17 protein-coding genes are annotated in these 17,524 nt (G+C 63.9%); 10 read left to right on the forward strand and 7 right to left on the reverse strand.

What is annotated here, in order from left to right:
* The first annotated feature begins 190 nt into the window (after positions 1-190).
* Positions 191-1,390, forward strand: a complete 1,200-nt coding sequence (fabV, locus tag ACQ4N9_RS22835) for an enoyl-ACP reductase FabV (RefSeq protein ID WP_110991718.1) — start codon at positions 191-193, stop codon at positions 1,388-1,390.
* A gap of 131 nt (positions 1,391-1,521) precedes the next feature.
* Positions 1,522-2,430 (forward strand): alpha/beta hydrolase family protein, encoded by a 909-nt coding sequence (locus ACQ4N9_RS22840; RefSeq protein ID WP_390966930.1) that lies wholly within the window; start codon positions 1,522-1,524, stop codon positions 2,428-2,430.
* Positions 2,431-2,544: 114 nt separating this feature from the next.
* On the opposite strand, the gene ACQ4N9_RS22845 is transcribed toward ACQ4N9_RS22840, so the two are convergent.
* The 5 genes from ACQ4N9_RS22845 to ACQ4N9_RS22865 form a co-directional block, all read right to left on the reverse strand.
* Complete coding sequence (locus tag ACQ4N9_RS22845; RefSeq protein ID WP_390966932.1) at positions 2,545-2,886, reverse strand: HopJ type III effector protein; 342 nt, start codon at positions 2,884-2,886, stop codon at positions 2,545-2,547.
* Positions 2,879-3,175, reverse strand: a complete 297-nt coding sequence (locus ACQ4N9_RS22850; protein WP_110991715.1) for a DUF1244 domain-containing protein — start codon at positions 3,173-3,175, stop codon at positions 2,879-2,881. Before ACQ4N9_RS22850 ends, ACQ4N9_RS22845 begins: the two co-directional genes overlap by 8 nt.
* Positions 3,176-3,184: 9 nt before the next feature.
* On the reverse strand, positions 3,185-3,877 hold the full coding sequence (folM, locus tag ACQ4N9_RS22855; protein ID WP_390966934.1) for a dihydromonapterin reductase: 693 nt from the start codon (positions 3,875-3,877) through the stop codon (positions 3,185-3,187).
* 76 nt (positions 3,878-3,953) lie between these two features.
* Positions 3,954-4,526: an antibiotic biosynthesis monooxygenase gene (locus ACQ4N9_RS22860; protein WP_390966936.1), complete on the reverse strand. Its 573-nt coding sequence runs from the start codon at positions 4,524-4,526 to the stop codon at positions 3,954-3,956.
* Positions 4,527-4,674: 148 nt separating this feature from the next.
* Positions 4,675-5,292 carry a hypothetical protein gene (locus ACQ4N9_RS22865; RefSeq protein ID WP_390966938.1) on the reverse strand — a complete coding sequence of 206 codons (618 nt, stop codon included), beginning with the start codon at positions 5,290-5,292 and terminating at the stop codon, positions 4,675-4,677.
* A 184-nt stretch (positions 5,293-5,476) separates the two neighbouring features.
* Here ACQ4N9_RS22865 and ACQ4N9_RS22870 point away from each other — a divergent pair, with 184 nt between their 5' ends.
* On the forward strand, positions 5,477-5,932 hold the full coding sequence (locus tag ACQ4N9_RS22870) for a flavodoxin (RefSeq protein WP_390966940.1): 456 nt from the start codon (positions 5,477-5,479) through the stop codon (positions 5,930-5,932).
* 178 nt (positions 5,933-6,110) lie between these two features.
* On the opposite strand, the gene ACQ4N9_RS22875 is transcribed toward ACQ4N9_RS22870, so the two are convergent.
* A complete protein-coding gene (locus tag ACQ4N9_RS22875; protein ID WP_390966942.1) occupies positions 6,111-6,989 on the reverse strand; it encodes a LysR family transcriptional regulator in 879 nt (292 codons plus the stop codon).
* A gap of 98 nt (positions 6,990-7,087) precedes the next feature.
* Here ACQ4N9_RS22875 and ACQ4N9_RS22880 point away from each other — a divergent pair, with 98 nt between their 5' ends.
* From ACQ4N9_RS22880 to ACQ4N9_RS22900, 5 genes are all read left to right on the forward strand, one after another.
* Positions 7,088-7,474, forward strand: a complete 387-nt coding sequence (locus ACQ4N9_RS22880; protein WP_390966944.1) for a CidA/LrgA family protein — start codon at positions 7,088-7,090, stop codon at positions 7,472-7,474.
* Positions 7,464-8,150: an LrgB family protein gene (locus ACQ4N9_RS22885; RefSeq protein ID WP_390966946.1), complete on the forward strand. Its 687-nt coding sequence runs from the start codon at positions 7,464-7,466 to the stop codon at positions 8,148-8,150. The genes ACQ4N9_RS22880 and ACQ4N9_RS22885 overlap by 11 nt, the downstream gene beginning before the upstream one ends.
* 179 nt (positions 8,151-8,329) lie before the next feature.
* Positions 8,330-9,235, forward strand: coding sequence for an alpha/beta fold hydrolase (locus ACQ4N9_RS22890; protein ID WP_390966948.1), 906 nt, complete (start codon positions 8,330-8,332; stop codon positions 9,233-9,235).
* 115 nt (positions 9,236-9,350) lie between these two features.
* Entirely contained in the window at positions 9,351-10,265 is a 915-nt protein-coding gene (locus ACQ4N9_RS22895) for an SDR family oxidoreductase (RefSeq protein ID WP_390966950.1), read from the forward strand.
* 524 nt (positions 10,266-10,789) lie between these two features.
* A complete protein-coding gene (locus tag ACQ4N9_RS22900) occupies positions 10,790-13,966 on the forward strand; it encodes a hypothetical protein (protein ID WP_390966952.1) in 3,177 nt (1,058 codons plus the stop codon).
* Here the strand turns inward: ACQ4N9_RS22900 and ACQ4N9_RS22905 are convergent.
* Positions 13,957-14,730 carry an IclR family transcriptional regulator gene (locus ACQ4N9_RS22905; protein WP_390966954.1) on the reverse strand — a complete coding sequence of 258 codons (774 nt, stop codon included), beginning with the start codon at positions 14,728-14,730 and terminating at the stop codon, positions 13,957-13,959. The genes ACQ4N9_RS22900 and ACQ4N9_RS22905 overlap by 10 nt on opposite strands.
* 194 nt (positions 14,731-14,924) lie before the next feature.
* Here ACQ4N9_RS22905 and hmgA point away from each other — a divergent pair, with 194 nt between their 5' ends.
* On the forward strand, positions 14,925-16,226 hold the full coding sequence (gene hmgA / locus ACQ4N9_RS22910) for a homogentisate 1,2-dioxygenase (protein ID WP_390966956.1): 1,302 nt from the start codon (positions 14,925-14,927) through the stop codon (positions 16,224-16,226).
* A 3-nt stretch (positions 16,227-16,229) separates the two neighbouring features.
* Complete coding sequence (fahA, locus tag ACQ4N9_RS22915; protein ID WP_390966958.1) at positions 16,230-17,522, forward strand: fumarylacetoacetase; 1,293 nt, start codon at positions 16,230-16,232, stop codon at positions 17,520-17,522.
* The last annotated feature ends 2 nt before the right edge of the window (positions 17,523-17,524 follow it).

Consider the following 17,524-nt stretch of genomic DNA (forward strand, 5'->3'; position numbering starts at 1 on the left):
CTCCAACAGTGGCCGCTTCTGGGGGAGCTGGCTTGCCAGCGATAGGGCCGGTCGGTGTTTTGCATCACCCCGATCACCCCGTAATATGTGTCGGATGACATGCGAGGGTAGTCTCACCCTCTAGATCAAACGGAACCGCCCCATTTTCGCCGGGGCGCTTCCCCAGCCTAAACCTGACGAGGTACAGACATTGGCCATCATTCATCCCAAGGTTCGCGGTTTCATCTGCACCACGACTCACCCAAAGGGCTGCGAGCTCAACGTCCGTGACCAGATCGAAGCCACCCGCAAGCTGGGCGTGCGCGAGGATGGTCCGAAGAAAGTCCTGGTGATCGGCGCCTCCAGCGGCTACGGCCTGGCCGCCCGCATCACCGCGGCATTCGGCTTCAAGGCCGACACCCTGGGCGTGTTCTTCGAAAAGCCGGGCACCGAGACCAAGGCCGGCACCGCCGGCTGGTACAACGCCGCCGCCTTCGACAAGTTCGCCAAGGCCGAGGGCCTGTACAGCAAGTCGATCAACGGTGACGCCTTCTCCGACGAAGCCCGCGCCAAGGTCATCGAGCTGATCAAGAACGAAATGGGCGGCCAGGTCGACCTGGTCATCTACTCCCTGGCCTCGCCGGTGCGCAAGCTGCCGCAGACCGGTGAAGTGATCCGCTCGGCGCTCAAGCCGATCGGCCAGCCGTACAAGTCGACCGCCATCGACACCAACAAGGACACCATCATCGAGGCCAGCATCGAGCCGGCCACCGAGCAGGAAATCGCCGACACCGTCACCGTGATGGGCGGCCAGGACTGGGAACTGTGGATCGATGCCCTGAACGCCGCCGGCGTGCTGGCGCCTCAGGCCCGCACCGTGGCCTTCAGCTACATCGGCTCCGACATCACCTGGCCGATCTACTGGGACGGCGCGCTGGGCAAGGCCAAGCAGGACCTGGACGAAACCGCCCAGCGCCTGGGCAAAAAAGTCGGTGGCAGTGCCAACGTTGCGGTGCTGAAGTCGGTGGTTACCCAGGCCAGCTCGGCAATTCCGGTGATGCCGCTGTACCTGTCGATGGTCTTCAAGATCATGCAGGAGAAGGGTATCCACGAAGGTACCCAGCACCAGCTGGACCGCATGTTCCGTGACCGCATGTACCGTGAGGACGGTGCGCCGGCTGCACTGGACGAGGAAGGCCGTCTGCGTCTGGACGACTGGGAACTGCGTGATGATGTGCAGGACGCCTGCCGTGCCATGTGGCCGAAGGTGACCACCGAGAACCTGTTCGAGCTGACCGACTACGCCGGTTACAAGAAGCAGTTCCTCAACCTGTTCGGTTTCGAGCGCGCTGACGTCAACTACGACGAAGACGTGGCCACCGATGTGAAGTTCGACTGCATCGAGCTGTAATCGCGTCAGGCCCTATCGCTGGCAAGCCAGCTCCCACACATACCCGGTGGGAGCCGGCTTGCCGGCGATGAGGCCGGTACAGGCGACAGATTTTTTGCTAGCGTTGGCGCACAACAACACAGAAGCGCGCCATGAGCAGCCTTACCCAGCCCGCCACCGCCTTTCGCCACAACGCCCCCGACGGCTACAGCCTCGGCGGTTTCCGCTGGCGCCACGCCACCCCCGCAAGCCAGCGCCCGCTGGTGATCATCAACGCCGCCACTTCGGTGCGTTGCCGTTACTACTCGCGTTTTGCCGACTACCTGTTCGCCCAAGGCTTCGATGTGCTGAGCTACGACTACCGTGGCATCGGTGAATCGCGCCCGGCCTCGCTGCGCGGTTTCCAGGCTTCGTGGAGCGACTGGGGCCGGCTGGATTTCGAGGCCATGCTGCAACTGGCTGGCGCCGAACATCCGGGGCAACCGGTGCATGTGGTGGGGCACAGTTTCGGCGGCTGGGCGCTGGGGCTGGCGCCTTCGGCGGCGCAGGTGCAGCACGCGGTGCTGGTGGGGGCGCAGTTCGCCTACTGGCGCGACTATGCGGCGGACCAGCGCTGGCAGCTGTATGGCAAATGGCATGTGCTGATGCCATTGCTGACCCGGGTGTTCGGCTACTTTCCGGGCAAGCGCCTGGGGTGGCTGGAGGACACGCCGGCGGGGGTGGTGCACGACTGGAGCACGCCGACGCCACGCTACGAGCACCGGCCCAGCGGGCGGTTGCTGCAAGCCTTGCCGTTCGCTCACGTCAGCGCCTCGACCTTGGCGATCAGCCTGACCGACGATCCGTTCGGCACGGTGGCGGCCACCGAGCGGTTATTGGGTTATCTGGATGAGCGCGGGCGCAAGCACCTGCGGGTGGCGCCTGTGGATATCGGCGTCGAGGAGATTGGCCACTTCGCGTTCTTCCATGACCGTTTCCGCCAGAGCCTTTGGCCGATTGCGCTGGGGTGGTTGCAGGCGGGGCGGTTGGCGGTAGATGTGCCCGGTCAGATCGTCAGTTGAGGACGCTTGTACCGGCCCAATCGCTGGCAAGCCAGCTCCCACAGTGTCGGCGATATGCGGTCAGGGTGGGAGCCGGCTTGCCGGCGAAAGGGCCGCAAAGCGGCCCCAGCGGTATCAAGCCAGGCGCGCCAAAGGCAGCTCGGCAAACTTCACCCCAGCCAGCCCATGCTTGATCAGCGCACGGATATTGCCATGGTCGCTGCCCTCGGGCGTGGCCACCACATCACGGTAGTGCTCGCCAAACGCCAGCAGCGCTTCCTGGTCGCTCAACCCTTCCAGCAAGGCCAGGCCCAGGGTCTTGCACGAACCTTCGTTCTGCCCGGCGGCGTTGTGCACATCACCGTTGTCGAAGGCTTGTGGCTGGTAGCTGTAGTTGGCGGCGATGAACGCCAGGGTGTCGGCGAAAACGTGTTCGCCGCTGGCGAGGCTGCTGCGCAGGGTGTTCAGGTCAGTCACGGGGTTTTCCTTGTTCGAACGCCGCCTGTTGTTCGGCGCTGGCTTCTTTCTGGTATTGGGCTTTCCACTCGGCGTAGGGCATGCCGTACACCGCTTCGCGGGCATCGTCCATGCTCAGGTCGACCTGGCGCTCGTCGGCGGCGGCCTTGTACCACTTGGACAGGCAGTTGCGGCAAAAGCCGGAGAGGTTCATCAGGTCGATGTTCTGCACGTCGGTGCGCTTTTGCAGATGGTCGACCAGGCGCCGGAACGCGGCGGCTTCGAGTTCGAGCTGTTGTTGGGGAGTCATGGCGGTCTCTCAGGTCATGCGGTTCTTCAGATGGCGGCCACCGTTGATGACCACCTGGCTGCCGGTGCTGTACTGGCTGTGCAGCAGGAACAGCACGGCGTCGATCAGCGGGCGGGCGCCGGGTTCGAACTCCAGCAGGGCTTTTTTCAGCGTCTGCTGGCGATAGTGCTCGTCGCCACCCTCCTTGAGGATCAGCAGGCCCGGCAGGATACCGTTGACGCGCACCGTGGGCGCGTACTTTTCGGCGAACGACAGCACCATGTTCTGCAGCGCGGCCTTGGTCGCGGCATAGCCGATATGGCTCTTGCTGCCGCGCGAAGAGGTCTCGTCGCAGATATGGATGATGTCGGCCTTGTCTACCTTGCCTAGCAGCTCACCCAGCGCCAGGTTGAGGTGGTAGGGCGCCTCGACGTGCAGGCGGAACATGGTGTCGAGGTTGTCCAGGCCGTCGTCGAGCCACAGCGAGGCGTTGTGGATGATCGCGCGCAGGCCGTCGTAATGCTTGTGCAGGTGGTCGATCAGGGCCTGGCGGTCGTCGGCGTTGGTGAGGTCGGTCTGGAACTGCTGGATGTTCGGGTGCGCCGCGTGTGCATTGAGGCTGCGGCTGGCGCTGACCACCGTATGGCCGGCCTGGGCCAGCTCCAGCGCCAGGGCCAGCCCGACACGCTGGCTGGCACCGGTAATGAGGATAGGGCTGTTCATGTTCGGGGCGGTCTGCCGTCTGTCCGTGCGTGATGCCCCAGCATACCCGAACTGCACCGCCTTGCGAGCCCGTGCCTCAGCGGCTGCGCAGGCCCTCGGCGCGGTCTGCGGCCGAGCGCGGCGCCGGGTTCAGCCAGCCGGCCAGCAGGCGCGTCGACAGCGGGATGAACAGGTACACCATGAGCGGCGTCAGGGCCAGGGTGCTGAGCAACACCCGCGGCAGCAGATCGAGCGGCGCCAGCCAGTGGCCGAACAGTAGGTTGAACAGCAACGAGACCGGGAAGAACGCCAGCCAGATAGCCGTGGCCTGCTTCCAGCGTGGCGGTTTTTGCACCATGTTGGTGCCGAACCAGTCGTCGATGCCGCTGACGCGCCTCTCTTTGGGGCGTTCGAACAGGCCGTCACCGCGCTGCAACCAGGTGCGACGCGAGGCTGAATGTTCCCAGGCGTGCAGGGTTTGCTCGTTGGTGAAGCGGAAGATGATCTGGAAGTCATCGCCTTCGGCAGGCGGGGCGAGGATGCCTGAGCCCAGGTAGCCGGGGAAGTCGGTGGCCAGCTGTTCGCCTTCGTGCAGCCAGGCCAGCAGGTCCTGGTAGCGGCCATGGGCGGCGCGGCGCGACACCATCAGGGTGACGGGGTGGGTAGACATCGTGTATCTCCTGGCGACGGGGCTGGCGGGTAGCCGGCCCCTTGGCATGCGGCCCGGGGTGGTGGGCGGCGCAGGCATGCTTGCAAGAATCGGGCGCGGATTATCGCCGATCGATCATGACCCGTCAGTTTCAACGGGCGGACGGTCGTCAGAAGTTCGCTTGCGCGTGCAACTCGGGGTGGGCCTGGCGGTGAGCCTGAAGAATGTATTCGCGCAGCCGCTCGATCTCTTCGGCCGGCGTGTGCGACAGGTCGTAGGCGGCCAGCCTGGGGCCGATGCGCCGGCGCAACACGCCGTGCAGGCCGATCGGCGGGATGTCCTCGGCGGCGAAGTGCAGCTCGAAATGCGCCGGTGCCTTGCTCTGTCCGTGGACTTCCACCAGCACGCCCTTGAACGAAATATCCCGTACCCACAGGTCGCTGGCCTGGTGGTGGGCGTCGAGCAATGCCGCCGGTTGCTCCAGCGACAGGCGCCACGGGCGCAGCATGGGGCCGTCTTCGTAGATGTCCGGTGAGCCCAGTTGCAGGTGCAGGGCGTGGAACTCGTCTTCGACCAGTTGCAGGGGGAAGCTCAACTGCTGGTTGTTGAAACTGGCCTGCAGCGTGACCTGTTCATTGGCCACCAGGCGGGTGAGCAGATCCTTCAGGCGACGGTCGCCATTGACCAGCAGGCTCGACATGGGGTCGGCCAGGTTCAACTGCGGCGAGTGCTGCATGTTCTGGATGAAATCCAGCTCGTCCTGGGAGAGAAGGGCATCTGCTTGCATGGTCGAACTCGAGGAAACGATCGGTAATAGCGATTACGTCAAGGGGGTGGACAGTGGTGTATGGGTTTGGTTCAGGTTACTGGTCGGATTGTTTGCGCGGCTGTGACTTTAGGGGGAGGCGGCCTTTTGCCACTGTCGGGTGCTAGTATCCTACGCTTTCACTCAGTTTCGGAATCCTCACCTGATGAAAGTCGCCATTATTTCCGGTTCGGTCTATGGCACCGCCGATGAAGTCGCCCGTCATGCGGTGGCGCTGCTCAACGCTGCCGGCCATGAAGCCTGGCATGCAGGCCGTGCCACCCTGCAGGATATCGAGGGCTTTGCCCCGCAGGCCTTGCTGGCGGTGACCTCGACCACCGGCATGGGCGAACTGCCCGACAACCTGATGCCGCTGTACAGCGTCATTCGCGATGTACTGCCCGCCGCCTGGCGTGGCCTGCCGGGTGCCGTGATCGGCCTGGGCGACTCCAGCTACGGCGATACCTACTGCGGTGGTGGCGAGCAGCTGCGCGAGCTGTTTGCCGAACTGGGCGTGCGTGAGGTGCTGCCGATGCTGCGCCTGGATGCCAGCGAGACCGTGACCCCGGAGGCCGACGCCGAGCCGTGGCTGGCGGAGTTTGCCGCAGCCATTCAGGGCTGAATGCCATCGCGGGGCAAGTCGCAGCGGCGCACCGCCGCTCCCACACCCTGTGGGAGCGGGTTCACCCGCGAACACGGGCATAGCCCGTGCCAGGCACCGAGGTGTCATCTTCGCGGGTAAATCGCAGCGGCGAACCGCCGCTCCCACAGGCAGAGTGCAGGTCTTGAGTTCGGCGCCGTCAGGTGTGCTCGCGCAACAATGCCAACCACGCCTGCGCCGCCCGTGACAGGTACGCCCCGCGCCGCCAGATGAAGGCGATGTCCCACTTGAGGTCGCCCGGCGCGCGCAAGGGCAGGCGCACCACCCCGGGCCGCTCCAGGGCCCGCGCGACCACCCGCGGCAGCAACACCACCCCTTGGCCCGCCGCCACCAACGAGGCAAGAAAATCCGCCTGGCCGCTGCGCCCGCCTTCCTTCGGGGTAAAACCCACCTGCTGGCAGGCGCTGAGCAGCCGGTCATTGAGCATGAAGCTGCGTTGGTACAGCAGGAACGGCGTATCGGCCAGTTGCGCCAGGTCGACTTCTGCCTGGCCCGCCAGGGCATGCTCGGCGGGCAGCAGGGCATCCAGCGGTTCATTGCAGAAGGGTTGGTAGTCGAATGCCGGGTCGCTCGGCGTCAGGCTGCCGCCCAGCTCCAGCTCGCCACTTTTCACCGCCTGCTCGACCATACGGCTGCCGCCTTCGAGCAGTTGCACCGAGATCTGCGGGTAACGCCGCCGGTACTCGGCGAACAACCCGGCAAACAGTGCATCACTGCCCAGCAAGGGCAGGCCCAGGCGCAGCTCGCCACGGGCCATCTGGCCAAGATCGTCCAGCTCGTTGAGCAGTTCCTGGCGCTGGCGCAGCAACACTTCGCCACGCTCCAGCACGATGCGCCCGGCGGCGGTCAGCAGCAGCTGCGAACCCTGGCGCTCGAGCAATGGCTGGCCGATGGCCTGTTCCAGCTGGGCGACCTGCTTGCTCACTGCCGACTGGCTGACGTGCAGGGTGCCCGCGGCCTGGGTGAAGCCACCACGGTGAACGACTTCGATAAAGCTGCGCAGCTGTTTGAATTCCATGCCATGAATTCCATTATGGAATGGCGAGCAGTCTAACAATTCGCTTTTGGCCTTTGCGACCGACTTTTACACTGGGCACGTTGTCGAGGACCGTACCCATGAACCCTGCATTACTGAAAAAAACCTGCCGCCTGCTCGCTGAGCTGGCGGTGCTGCTGGCCCTGTTTTGGATCGGCGGCCAGCTCGCGGCCTGGCTGGGCTGGCCGATACCCGGCGGGGTGATGGGCCTGGCGCTGCTGCTCATGCTGTTCGCCACAGGCCTGCTCAAGCCCGCCACTCTGCAATTGGGTGCCGGATGGCTGATGGCCGAGATGCTGCTGTTCTTCATCCCCGCGCTGATGAGCCTGCTGGACTACGGCAGCCTGTTGCGCAGCGAAGGCTGGCGCATCCTGCTGGTGATCGCGGTGAGTACCCTGCTGGTGATGGTGGTCACCGCCGCGACGGTCGAGTTGGTGTGCCGCTGGCGGTTGCGCCATGAACCTTGAACCCAAGTCATTGTTCTGGCTGGCGCTCACCCTGGTCGCCTATGTGGGCAGCCGCTGGCTGTATCGGCGCAGTGGGCGCTATTTGCTGTCGCCGCTGATCCTGGTGCCGGCGTTGCTGCTGGCGGTGGCCGTGCCGCTGCACACCGCCTACGCCGAATATGCGCGCAACACCCATTGGCTGATGGGCGTGCTGGGCCCGGTGACTGTGGCCTTCGCCGTGCCGATCTGGCAGCAGCGGGCATTGTTGGCGCGGCACTGGCCGGCGTTGCTGGTGGGCATGCTGGCCGGCAGCGTCGCCTCGATCGGCAGTTCCTGGGGGCTGGCGCACCTGCTGGCGCTGGACGAGTCGGTCAGCCTGTCGTTGCTGCCGCGCTCCATCACCACCCCGTTTGCCATGCCGGTGGCCCAGGACCTGGGGGGCGTGCCGGAACTGACCGCGGTGTTCGTGATGTTTACCGGCGTGCTGGGGGCGGTGTTTGGTGGCGTTCTGCTGCGCTGGCTGCCGCTGCGCACGCCGCTGGCGCGGGGCGCGCTGTTCGGTGTCGGCGCCCATGGCGCGGGCGTGAGCCGGGCCCAGGAAGTGGGCCGCGAAGAGGGTTCGGTGGCCGGCCTGGTCATGGTCCTCACCGGGCTGCTCAACCTGTTTGCCGCGCCATTGCTGGTCATGTTGTTCTGACCGTTCGTGCCACTGACTCGCACGGTCATCAGGCTGGCTGCCAAGGCGACTTAACACCTTCGTATTGGCTTCTAGACTGAGCCTCGACATAGAGAGCACATGTATGTGCCGAGGTAACTTGCAATGAACGCAGCCTTGCCCTATTCCGACACTCAAACACCAATACCGGGACGACCCTGATGCCTCTGGCCGAGATTCCATTGTGCGTCTGGCGCACCCGGAGCCAGGGTTTCACCTTCCGGGGCCAGAGCATCCGCTACTGGACGGCAGGGCAAGGAGAGCCTCTGCTATTGCTACACGGTTTCCCCACCGCCAGCTGGGATTGGCACTATCTGTGGGTACCGCTCACCCAACGCTTTCGCGTAGTGGCCTGCGACATGCTCGGCTTCGGCGATTCGGCCAAGCCCGCAGACCACGACTACAGCCTGTTGGAGCAGGCCGACCTGCAGCAGGCGCTGCTGGAGCACCTGAAGATCGACCAGCCGGTGCACTTGCTGGCCCACGACTATGGCGGCAGTGTCGCCCAGGAACTGCTGGCCCGGCACCACGAGCAGCGCCTGCAGATCGCCAGCTGCGTGTTCCTCAACAGCGGCCTGTTCCCCGAGAGCTGTCGCGTGCTGCTGATCCAGAAACTGCTGCTCAGCCGCCTTGGCTGGCTGGTGGGGCGCTCGTTCGGGCGCGACGACCTGGTGCGCAATGTGACCCAGGTCTACGGGCCCTGCACCCACCCCAGCGAAAGTGCGCTGGACGACTGCTGGAGCCTGATCGCCGCCAACAGTGGCCAGCGCATCCTGCACAAGCTGATCAATTTCATGCCCGAACGCCGGGCGCAACGCGAGCGCTGGGTCGGTGCCCTGCAGCGCGAAGGCGTGCGGCTGCGCTTCATCAATGGTGCGGTCGACCCGTTGTCCGGCGCGCACATGGTCGAACGCTACCGGCAAGTGGTGCCCGAGCCGGACACCGTGTTGTTGCAGGGCATCGGCCACTACCCGCACACCGAAGCGCCGGTGCAGGTACTGCGCCACTACCTGGCCTTTCGTGAACAACCGCTGAGCTACGTGCCACAGAAAGTCGCCTGGTCGTGACCGGGCGATCATCGCCATGGGTTATCCCCCGGCATTCGCCGGGGCGCGCTTGATTGTCGGGCGGCGAGGGCTGGCCGACACTGCGCGCATCCTTCATCTGCCTGGAGCCTTGAGCATGAGCGAACCGGTAAGTCTGCAAGATCGCGTGGTGATCGTCACAGGGGCCGGTGGCGGCCTGGGCCGGGCCCATGCGCTGTTGTTCGCCAGGCACGGGGCCAAGGTGGTGGTCAACGACCTGGGTGGCAGCAGCCATGGCGAAGGCGCCAACGTGTCGGCGGCTGATCGGGTTGTGGAAGAAATCCGCGCCGCCGGTGGCACGGCGGTGGCCAACCATGACTCGGTGACCGAGGGCGCGCGCATCGTCGAACAGGCCCTGGACAGCTTTGGCCGGGTCGATGTGCTGGTGAACAACGCCGGCATCCTGCGCGACAAGACCTTTCACAAGATGGAAGACAGCGATTGGGAGCTGGTTTACCGGGTGCATGTCGAGGGCGCTTACAAAGTCACCCACGCCGCCTGGCCGCACCTGCGCGGGCAAAACTGGGGGCGGGTGATCTTCACCTCGTCCACCTCGGGCATCTACGGCAATTTCGGCCAAGCCAACTACGGCATGGCCAAGCTTGGCCTGTACGGCCTGACCCGTACCCTGGCCATCGAGGGGCGCAAGCACGGCATCCTGGTCAATGCCATCGCCCCTACCGGCGGTACCCGCATGACCGAGGGGCTGATCCCGCCTCAGGTGTTCGAGCAGCTCAAGCCCGAATTGATCAGCCCGTTGGTGGTGTTTCTTGGCAGCGAGCAGTGCCAGGACAGCGGCCAGCTGTTCGAGGTGGGCGGTGGCTGGGTGGGCAAGGTGCGCTGGGAGCGCAGCCAGGGCGTGGGCTTCGATCCGCGAGAGGGTTTCACGCCGGAGCAGGTGGCGGCCAACTGGGGGCGGATTGGTGATTTCGAGGGCGCGAGCCACCCGCAGGACAGTTTTCAGGCGCTGCAGCAGATGATGGCCAATCTGCAGAAGTATCCATTGGCGTGAAGACCGTTGGGGCCGCCCTGCGGCCCTTTCGCCGGCAAGCCGGCTCCCACCCCGACCGCAACGACCTCAAACCATGTGTAATTTCTGTGGGAGCCGGCTTGCCGGCGATGAGGCCGCTGCAAGCAAAACAAGACAGCAGCACCCACCTTGATTCGGCGATTCTTGCACAAATAAAAAAGGCCGCTGCAAAGGCAGCGGCCAATCGAGACGTTAGATCAAGGAGCTTCAAAATCAACGTCGGTGAACCTGGGCTGGCGCGAAAGGCGGGGGGGAGAGCCCTTCGTGCCGGCCAGTGAGGTAAGAATAAGCGCTTGTTCTCGTGGGAAAAATAGTCGCTTCTGACATTCTCTATTACGTCCTTCGAGATAATAGTTCTATTCCTACTCGGTCCCTCACCGCCTGTCCTTGGTTGTAGGCTCATCTTGTACGAAGTCGTTACTCGCGATGGCGGAATTGCTTCCCGATTCAGGTGGGATGCCTGCAACCTCAATCTTGAGCTTCATTCATTCAGATGGAGTTCTGAGATGTTTTCCGACGCGTTATTTCCCAACCTTTCGTTATTGAATAGGGCGGACTCACCCACCTCCGTTCAGGAATTGCTTGCGCAGGTGTCGATGCTGGCCCTGGCTGTGCAAACACAATTTGCCGCGTCGCCCCGTTTCACGGCCGAACCTGTGGAGGAAAATGCCCAGGAGTCATGGTTCAGCGCTGACGAGATCGGTGCGCTCTTACCCGATTGGCACGAACTGGTGCAAAAGTGGTGGGTCGAGCAAGAACAGTCCCATCGGGACTTGTCCACACTCCGAATGCACATCTATCCACTGATGGAGCTTGAAGTGGCAATCCTGGCGATGGTCGAGCCAGCAATCAAACACAGGATCGAAGCGTTGTTCGCGGCAGGTGTTGACACTTGCGTGGGCCAGGTGACGGTTCAGGCGGGTGGTTACAGCGGGCTTCTCCCCGGGTGCTTTGTCGTCACCCGCGACCTGGAAAGGGCGACCGAGGGAGATGAAGACTTCACGCTTTACGGCTTGGGTTGGGGCGCATGGTTCGACGATCAGCCTGCCAGCGCGGCGCGGCGGCTGGAGCAGGTGCTGAACAGTGGTCAGCCATGGACGAAGATGCTGCCGCAAGCGCTGCGCCAAGCCATAAGTGAAGGCGCCCAGCTGGCATTGAGTTTCGATGAGGCCGAGTACTCCGTATCGAGGCAGTTGGTAAGGGATCTGAAGACGCTGCAGGACAGCCTTCTCGCAGAGCTTCAGGCAAGGGCCGAGGAAGAACCCATCTCTGCGGGCATGCTCAATGCAGCCACTCGTCTGGATGGATGGGTGGGTGGGTTAAAAGAGCGGATAGCCGATTACCTTGCAGCCTATCGGTTGGCATCCAGGCCGCGCTGGCTGCGCCGGTTGAATGGTGAAGCGTTGGAGACCTACCTGACACTGCAAGCGTCGCGGGACCAGGCCTCGCGACGCATTACCGAACACCTGGGCCACCTGGGTGACTATCGCAGCTTCGCCGAGCAAGGCATCCGCAACTGGCTGGACGAACACGCCAATGGGCTGCGGATTTCACCGAGCAAAACCAGGTTGAGCGTTCGCAGTTTATTCCCTGATGCGCGCGGCGAGCGTGAGTGCAGCCTGCTGGACTGGGTAGTCACAGGTGGGTATCGCGGATACAACCTATTTACCGAGGCTGTCGAGCCAGCGCTTCGTGACACGCTTACCCATGGCCTCATGCAGCGCATGATCAATGGGCTTGGGTTACATCTGGGCTACCGTGAACAGGCATCTGCGATGTATCAGCAGCTGGATACTCAGGAGCTGTTAGGCGGACTTGTCACTGCCGAGCTGGCGTTCTCAGCTTTGGCTGCCCGATATGCCAATGAAATCCCAGAACACGTTCACGCCTTCATCACAGCTTCGCTGGAGGGCGAGCAGGCCGCTGAGGGTATCGAACTCAAGCAGGTTCATCTGCAGCGACAGCCGCTACTCGGTGTGGTCTGCCTGGTCGAGGATGATGCATTCACTTTGTATGCGCCGGGGGCGCCGTTTGGTGCGCTACGACGTTTCGCGACCGAACTGGACCTGCAACGCGCGCTCGTCGACATGGTACGCACTCCGGTTGGCATGGCTTATGTCCTTGGACGTTCAGAGCTGGATGTACGTGAGTTTCAGCAGGTGGCGATAGGCCGAGGAAGACTGCCACTGGGCGCGTTCCACCTGGTACCGCTGCGCGAAGGCTTCCTTGCCAAGATGCTCGACGACATGACTACGGGCTTGCTGGACAATGTGCTTGAGGCTACCCCGCAATGGTCTATCGATGCCAGCCAGGAAGACCGGGAGCGCTTGGCTTCGCTCGACAATGAGTTGTTGGCGGTTCAGCCAGCCTATCTTGCAAGTAATCAGATGCCGACACTGCTCGGTTTTGCCCAGCAGAGGGCCACCGCCAGGCTCAATGAGTTCCCTGGCAACAAGGGGGGCTGGATCGATGCGGATACGGTGATTCTCGAGACGCCCGAAGGGGAACTGACGTTCACTCAGTTGATGGCCTGGGGATATCCAACGGACAGCAACTTCGCGGGTTTCACAAGTGTGCGCTCCAGTGTCGGGCAAGATCTTTCGCACTTGGACATACGCTTGCTCGCCAGTGCCATCCGAGTTTCCAGTGGCTCTATTCGCGGCTCGTATGTCTCGCTCATCGAGAGCCACTCCGCTTCGGACGAGAGCCCTGAACATGCGCGACGCCTGCGACTGCACGGATTGGTGATGGGGCTGAAAGTGCGACGCGATTTTCTGATCGCATCTCTCGACGGGCACCTCGACGAGTCGCGCACCAGCTGGTTGCGAGAGATAGCGCTGACACCGAGTCAAGAAGACGTGCTGGAGCATCACAATTTCCATCGGTTCGCTTTCTATCGGGGAAAACCTCGTTTGATTGACGGGGTTTATGCGGTACATGCCCCCGATGGTGAGCGATTCGTCTACCTGAGTGATGCGGAGGGGGGCAGAGCTGTGCGTTCGTTCCATGAGATTGCCGCGCAATGGACGCAGGAAAACCTCGGAGCCTATTTCCTCCCTCGAGTCATCCATTCGGACAAGGCGGCGATGAGAGCGATGAATGAGGACCGAGAAAAAAATGGCGAGCGAGTGGTGCTCAACGCCTACGCATACCCTTATTCCCGCCTTGTTCATTGGGACGAGGATTTCGAACGCCGTGCTCTGCACCTGATCCTTGATGCGAAGTCCCAGACCACCAGCGTGTTCGAACGCTATATCGAGACTTTGGATCTGGTCCTGAGCCCGGTTGTCAGTGCGTTGACCATGCCTTTCCCTCCGATAGCCGCAGTAGTCAGCCTGTTCCGGGCACAACGATCTTTCCACAAGGCTGCCACCGCGTGGTGGGATGGTGAAAAAGAGGCAGCTGTGTTTTACATGGCCCTCGGTATGTTCGGTGTGGCTTCCGCCACAGGTCTGAACTCTGCTGTGGGTAATGTGATTTCTTCCGCGTGGAACAAGCTGTTTCCGAACCCGTCAGGCCCTGTCGGACAGCTAATGAAGGAGCTATTCAGTGAGGTGGTGTTGAAGTCGGCAAGCCCGGCCCTGGGTGGGGTCGGCAGAGTCATGGATGAAGAATTGGTGGCGTTCGGCAGGCTGTTGCTAGAAGAAGCCAATTCAAGACCCAGGGTGGTCTATCATCGTTGATGCCCCATGCGCCTGCTGACAGCCTGCACGGCCGCCAGCAGGCTTTGCGCCGCCGGACCCTGCTCGTCGGCATGGAAGATCGAGGTCGGACCGACCACGGTCATCACCGCGGCGATCTGGCCCATGGCGTTGAACACCGGGGCGGACAAAGCGTCCACCCCGGGCATCAGCAGGCCGTGCACATGGTGCAGGCCGCGCTGGCGGATTTGCTCCAGCAATGGCGCGTAGTCCTTGGCGCCCTGGTTCAGCGCGGCCAGCTCCTGGTCGCGCAACTCCACCGTCTCACGCTCCGGCAAGTGGGCCGCGAAAACCAGGCCGGTGGACGAGCTGAGCAGCGGCAGCACCGAGCCGATCTGGGTTACCACCGTCACCGCGCGCACTGCCGGCTCGATGCTCACCACGGTTGCGCCCTGGTTACCCCATACGGCGATGAAACAGCTTTCGTTGAGCTCGTCGCGCAGTTGCGACAGCGGCAAGGCCGCGACTTTCAGCACATCGATGCTGCCCAGCGCCGCCATCCCCACCCGCAAGGCCTCGCGGCCCAGCCCGTAATGGTTGGTGGCCGCGTCCTGTTCGGCGAACCCGCTTGAAATCAGGGCCTGCAGGTAGCGGTGGACCTTGCTCGCCGGCATCTGCACATGTTCGGCAAGGCGCGACAGCGAGGTGGAAGGGGAGAGTTCGGCCAGGGCCTTGAGGATGTCGGTGCCGACTTCCGCCGAGCGGACCTTCTGTTTGCCGTTGTCGGTGCTGCTGGCTTTGGCCATGGGGGACACATCTATCCAGATTTTACGGGGTGGCGCCTTTATAGCTTGACGCCTGCACGGGAGCAAATTACGTTATTCGTAATCTGATTACGAAAATAACAATGCAGACGCGCTGCCGCCCCAGGTGCCGGTTTCAGGATCGGGCTTCGCAGCCAGCTGCCCATGACGGCTCTGAGCAGCCCGGAGGCACCGAGATGACCCGCGACACCTCACCTGAACTTGAGTACCTGAGCGGTTTCGGCAACGAATTCGCCAGCGAAGCCTTGCCCGGCGCGCTGCCGGTCGGGCAGAACTCGCCGCAGAAGGCGCCCTACGGGTTGTATGCCGAGCTGCTGTCGGGCACCGCGTTCACCATGGCCCGCAGCGAGCTGCGCCGCACCTGGCTGTACCGCATTCGCCCGTCGGCATTGCACCCACGCTTCGAGCGCCTGGAGCGCCAGCCGCTGGCCGGCGCCCTGGGCGCCATCACCCCCAATCGCCTGCGCTGGAGCCCCCAGCCGATCCCGTCCGAAGCCACCGACTTCATCGAAGGCTGGGTGCCGATGGTGGCCAACTCGGCAGCGGAAAAGCCGGCCGGCGTGAGCATCTACATCTACCGCGCCAACCGTTCCATGGAGCGGGTGTTCTTCAACGCCGACGGTGAGCTGCTGCTGGTGCCCGAACAGGGCCGCCTGCGCATCGCCACCGAGCTGGGCGTGCTGGACGTGGCGCCGCTGGAGATTGCGGTCATCCCGCGTGGCATGAAATTCCGGGTCGAACTGCTCGATGCCCAGGCCCGCGGCTACATCGCCGAAAACCACGGCGCGCCGCTGCGCATCCCGGACCTCGGCCCGATCGGCAGCAACGGCCTGGCCAACCCGCGTGACTTCCTCACCCCGGTGGCCCACTACGAAGAAACCAGCGGGCCGGTGCAACTGGTGCAGAAATTCCTCGGCGAACACTGGGCCTGCGAGCTTTCCCACTCGCCGTTGGACGTGGTCGCCTGGCACGGCACCAACGTGCCGTACAAGTACGACCTGCGCCGCTTCAACACCATCGGCACGGTCAGCTTCGACCACCCCGACCCGTCGATCTTCACCGTGCTGACCTCGCCCACCAGCGTGCATGGCATGGCCAACATGGACTTCGTGATTTTCCCGCCGCGCTGGATGGTGGCCGAGAACACCTTCCGTCCACCATGGTTCCACCGCAACCTGATGAACGAATTCATGGGCCTGATCCAGGGCGCCTACGACGCCAAGGCCGAAGGTTTCCTGCCGGGCGGCGCTTCGCTGCATGGCGTGATGAGCGCCCACGGGCCGGACGCCGAGACCTGCGACAAAGCCATCGCCGCAGACCTGGCGCCGCACAAGATCGACGACACCATGGCCTTCATGTTCGAGACCAGCCAGGTGCTGCGCCCGAGCCGCCAGGCCCTCGACAGCCCGCAATTGCAGGCCGACTACGATAGTTGCTGGGCCACCTTGCCGAGCACCTTCAACCCGAACCGGAGATAACCGATGAACCACACCGCCATTGCCCGTAGCTGGGTCGAGCACGCCAACGGGCACAGCGATTTCCCGCTGCAGAACCTGCCGCTGGGCATCTTCAGCCGCCCGGGGCAGGCGCCACGTTGCGGCGTGGCCATCGGCGACGCCATCCTCGACCTTGAGGCCGTGCTGGCTGCCGGGTTGTTCGAAGGTGAGGCCAAGGCCGCAGTCGAGGCCACCCTGGGCGGCGCACTGAATGCCTTCTTCGCTCTCGGCCGCCCGGCGCGGGTCGCCCTGCGCGAGCGCCTGCTGGTGCTGTTGGGGGAGGGGAGCGAACACCAGGCCGCGCTGAAAGCTGCCTTGTACCCAGCCAGCACCTGCCAGTTGCACCTGCCGGCGAAGATCGGCGATTACACCGATTTCTACGTGGGCATCGAGCATGCCAAGAACGTCGGCAAGCTGTTCCGCCCGGACAACCCGCTGCTGCCCAACTACAAGCACGTGCCGATCGGCTACCACGGCCGCGCCTCGACCATTCGCCCTTCCGGTGCCGATGTCCGCCGGCCCAAGGGCCAGACCCTGCCGGCCGGGCAGACCGAGCCAAGTTTCGGCCCCTGCGCGCGCCTGGACTACGAGCTGGAGCTGGGCATCTGGATCGGCCAGGGCAATGACCTGGGGCAGCCGATCCCGATTGGCGATGCCGCCGAGCACGTGGCCGGCTTCTGCCTGCTCAACGACTGGTCGGCCCGCGATATCCAGGCTTGGGAGTACCAGCCGCTGGGGCCGTTCCTGTCCAAGAGCTTCATCAGCACCGTGTCGCCCTGGGTGGTGACCGCCGAAGCGCTCGAGCCGTTCCGCTGCGCCCAGCCGGCGCGCCCGGAGGGTGACCCGCAGCCGCTGTCGTACCTGCTGGACAGCCGTGACCAGGCCGGTGGCGCCTTTGATATCGAACTCGAGGTGCTGCTGCTGACCGAGCGCATGCGCGAGCAGAACCTGCCTGCCCATCGCCTGACCCTGAGCAGCACCCGCAGCATGTACTGGACCGTGGCACAGATGGTTGCCCACCACAGCGTCAACGGTTGCCAGCTGCAGCCGGGCGACCTGTTCGGTTCGGGCACCCTGTCGGGCGCCACGCCGGGCTCGTTCGGCAGCCTGCTGGAGATCACCGAGGGCGGCAAGCACCCGGTGGAGCTGGCCAGCGGCGAGGTGCGCAAGTTCCTCGAGGACGGTGACGAGGTCATCCTGCGGGCCCGTTGCGTGCGCGATGGCGTAGCCAGCATCGGCTTCGGCGAGTGCCGCGGCACCATCGTCGCGGCCAACTGAGG

Origin of the sequence: Pseudomonas sp. ES1, from assembly GCF_050586605.1 — a bacterium.
Taxonomy (GTDB): Bacteria; Pseudomonadota; Gammaproteobacteria; order Pseudomonadales; family Pseudomonadaceae; genus Aquipseudomonas; species Aquipseudomonas sichuanensis.

Coding starts and splice junctions, on each gene's coding strand:
- fahA (WP_390966958.1), top strand. CDS start 16,230: ATGAACCACACCGCCATTGCCCGTAGCTGGGTCGAGCACGCCAACGGG.
- ACQ4N9_RS22840 (WP_390966930.1), top strand. CDS start 1,522: ATGAGCAGCCTTACCCAGCCCGCCACCGCCTTTCGCCACAACGCCCCC.
- ACQ4N9_RS22895 (WP_390966950.1), top strand. CDS start 9,351: ATGAGCGAACCGGTAAGTCTGCAAGATCGCGTGGTGATCGTCACAGGG.
- ACQ4N9_RS22865 (WP_390966938.1), bottom strand. CDS start 5,292: ATGCAAGCAGATGCCCTTCTCTCCCAGGACGAGCTGGATTTCATCCAG.
- ACQ4N9_RS22885 (WP_390966946.1), top strand. CDS start 7,464: ATGAACCTTGAACCCAAGTCATTGTTCTGGCTGGCGCTCACCCTGGTC.
- ACQ4N9_RS22900 (WP_390966952.1), top strand. CDS start 10,790: ATGTTTTCCGACGCGTTATTTCCCAACCTTTCGTTATTGAATAGGGCG.
- ACQ4N9_RS22890 (WP_390966948.1), top strand. CDS start 8,330: ATGCCTCTGGCCGAGATTCCATTGTGCGTCTGGCGCACCCGGAGCCAG.
- ACQ4N9_RS22850 (WP_110991715.1), bottom strand. CDS start 3,175: ATGACTCCCCAACAACAGCTCGAACTCGAAGCCGCCGCGTTCCGGCGC.
- ACQ4N9_RS22880 (WP_390966944.1), top strand. CDS start 7,088: ATGAACCCTGCATTACTGAAAAAAACCTGCCGCCTGCTCGCTGAGCTG.
- folM (WP_390966934.1), bottom strand. CDS start 3,877: ATGAACAGCCCTATCCTCATTACCGGTGCCAGCCAGCGTGTCGGGCTG.
- ACQ4N9_RS22905 (WP_390966954.1), bottom strand. CDS start 14,730: ATGGCCAAAGCCAGCAGCACCGACAACGGCAAACAGAAGGTCCGCTCG.
- ACQ4N9_RS22875 (WP_390966942.1), bottom strand. CDS start 6,989: ATGGAATTCAAACAGCTGCGCAGCTTTATCGAAGTCGTTCACCGTGGT.
- ACQ4N9_RS22870 (WP_390966940.1), top strand. CDS start 5,477: ATGAAAGTCGCCATTATTTCCGGTTCGGTCTATGGCACCGCCGATGAA.
- ACQ4N9_RS22860 (WP_390966936.1), bottom strand. CDS start 4,526: ATGTCTACCCACCCCGTCACCCTGATGGTGTCGCGCCGCGCCGCCCAT.
- hmgA (WP_390966956.1), top strand. CDS start 14,925: ATGACCCGCGACACCTCACCTGAACTTGAGTACCTGAGCGGTTTCGGC.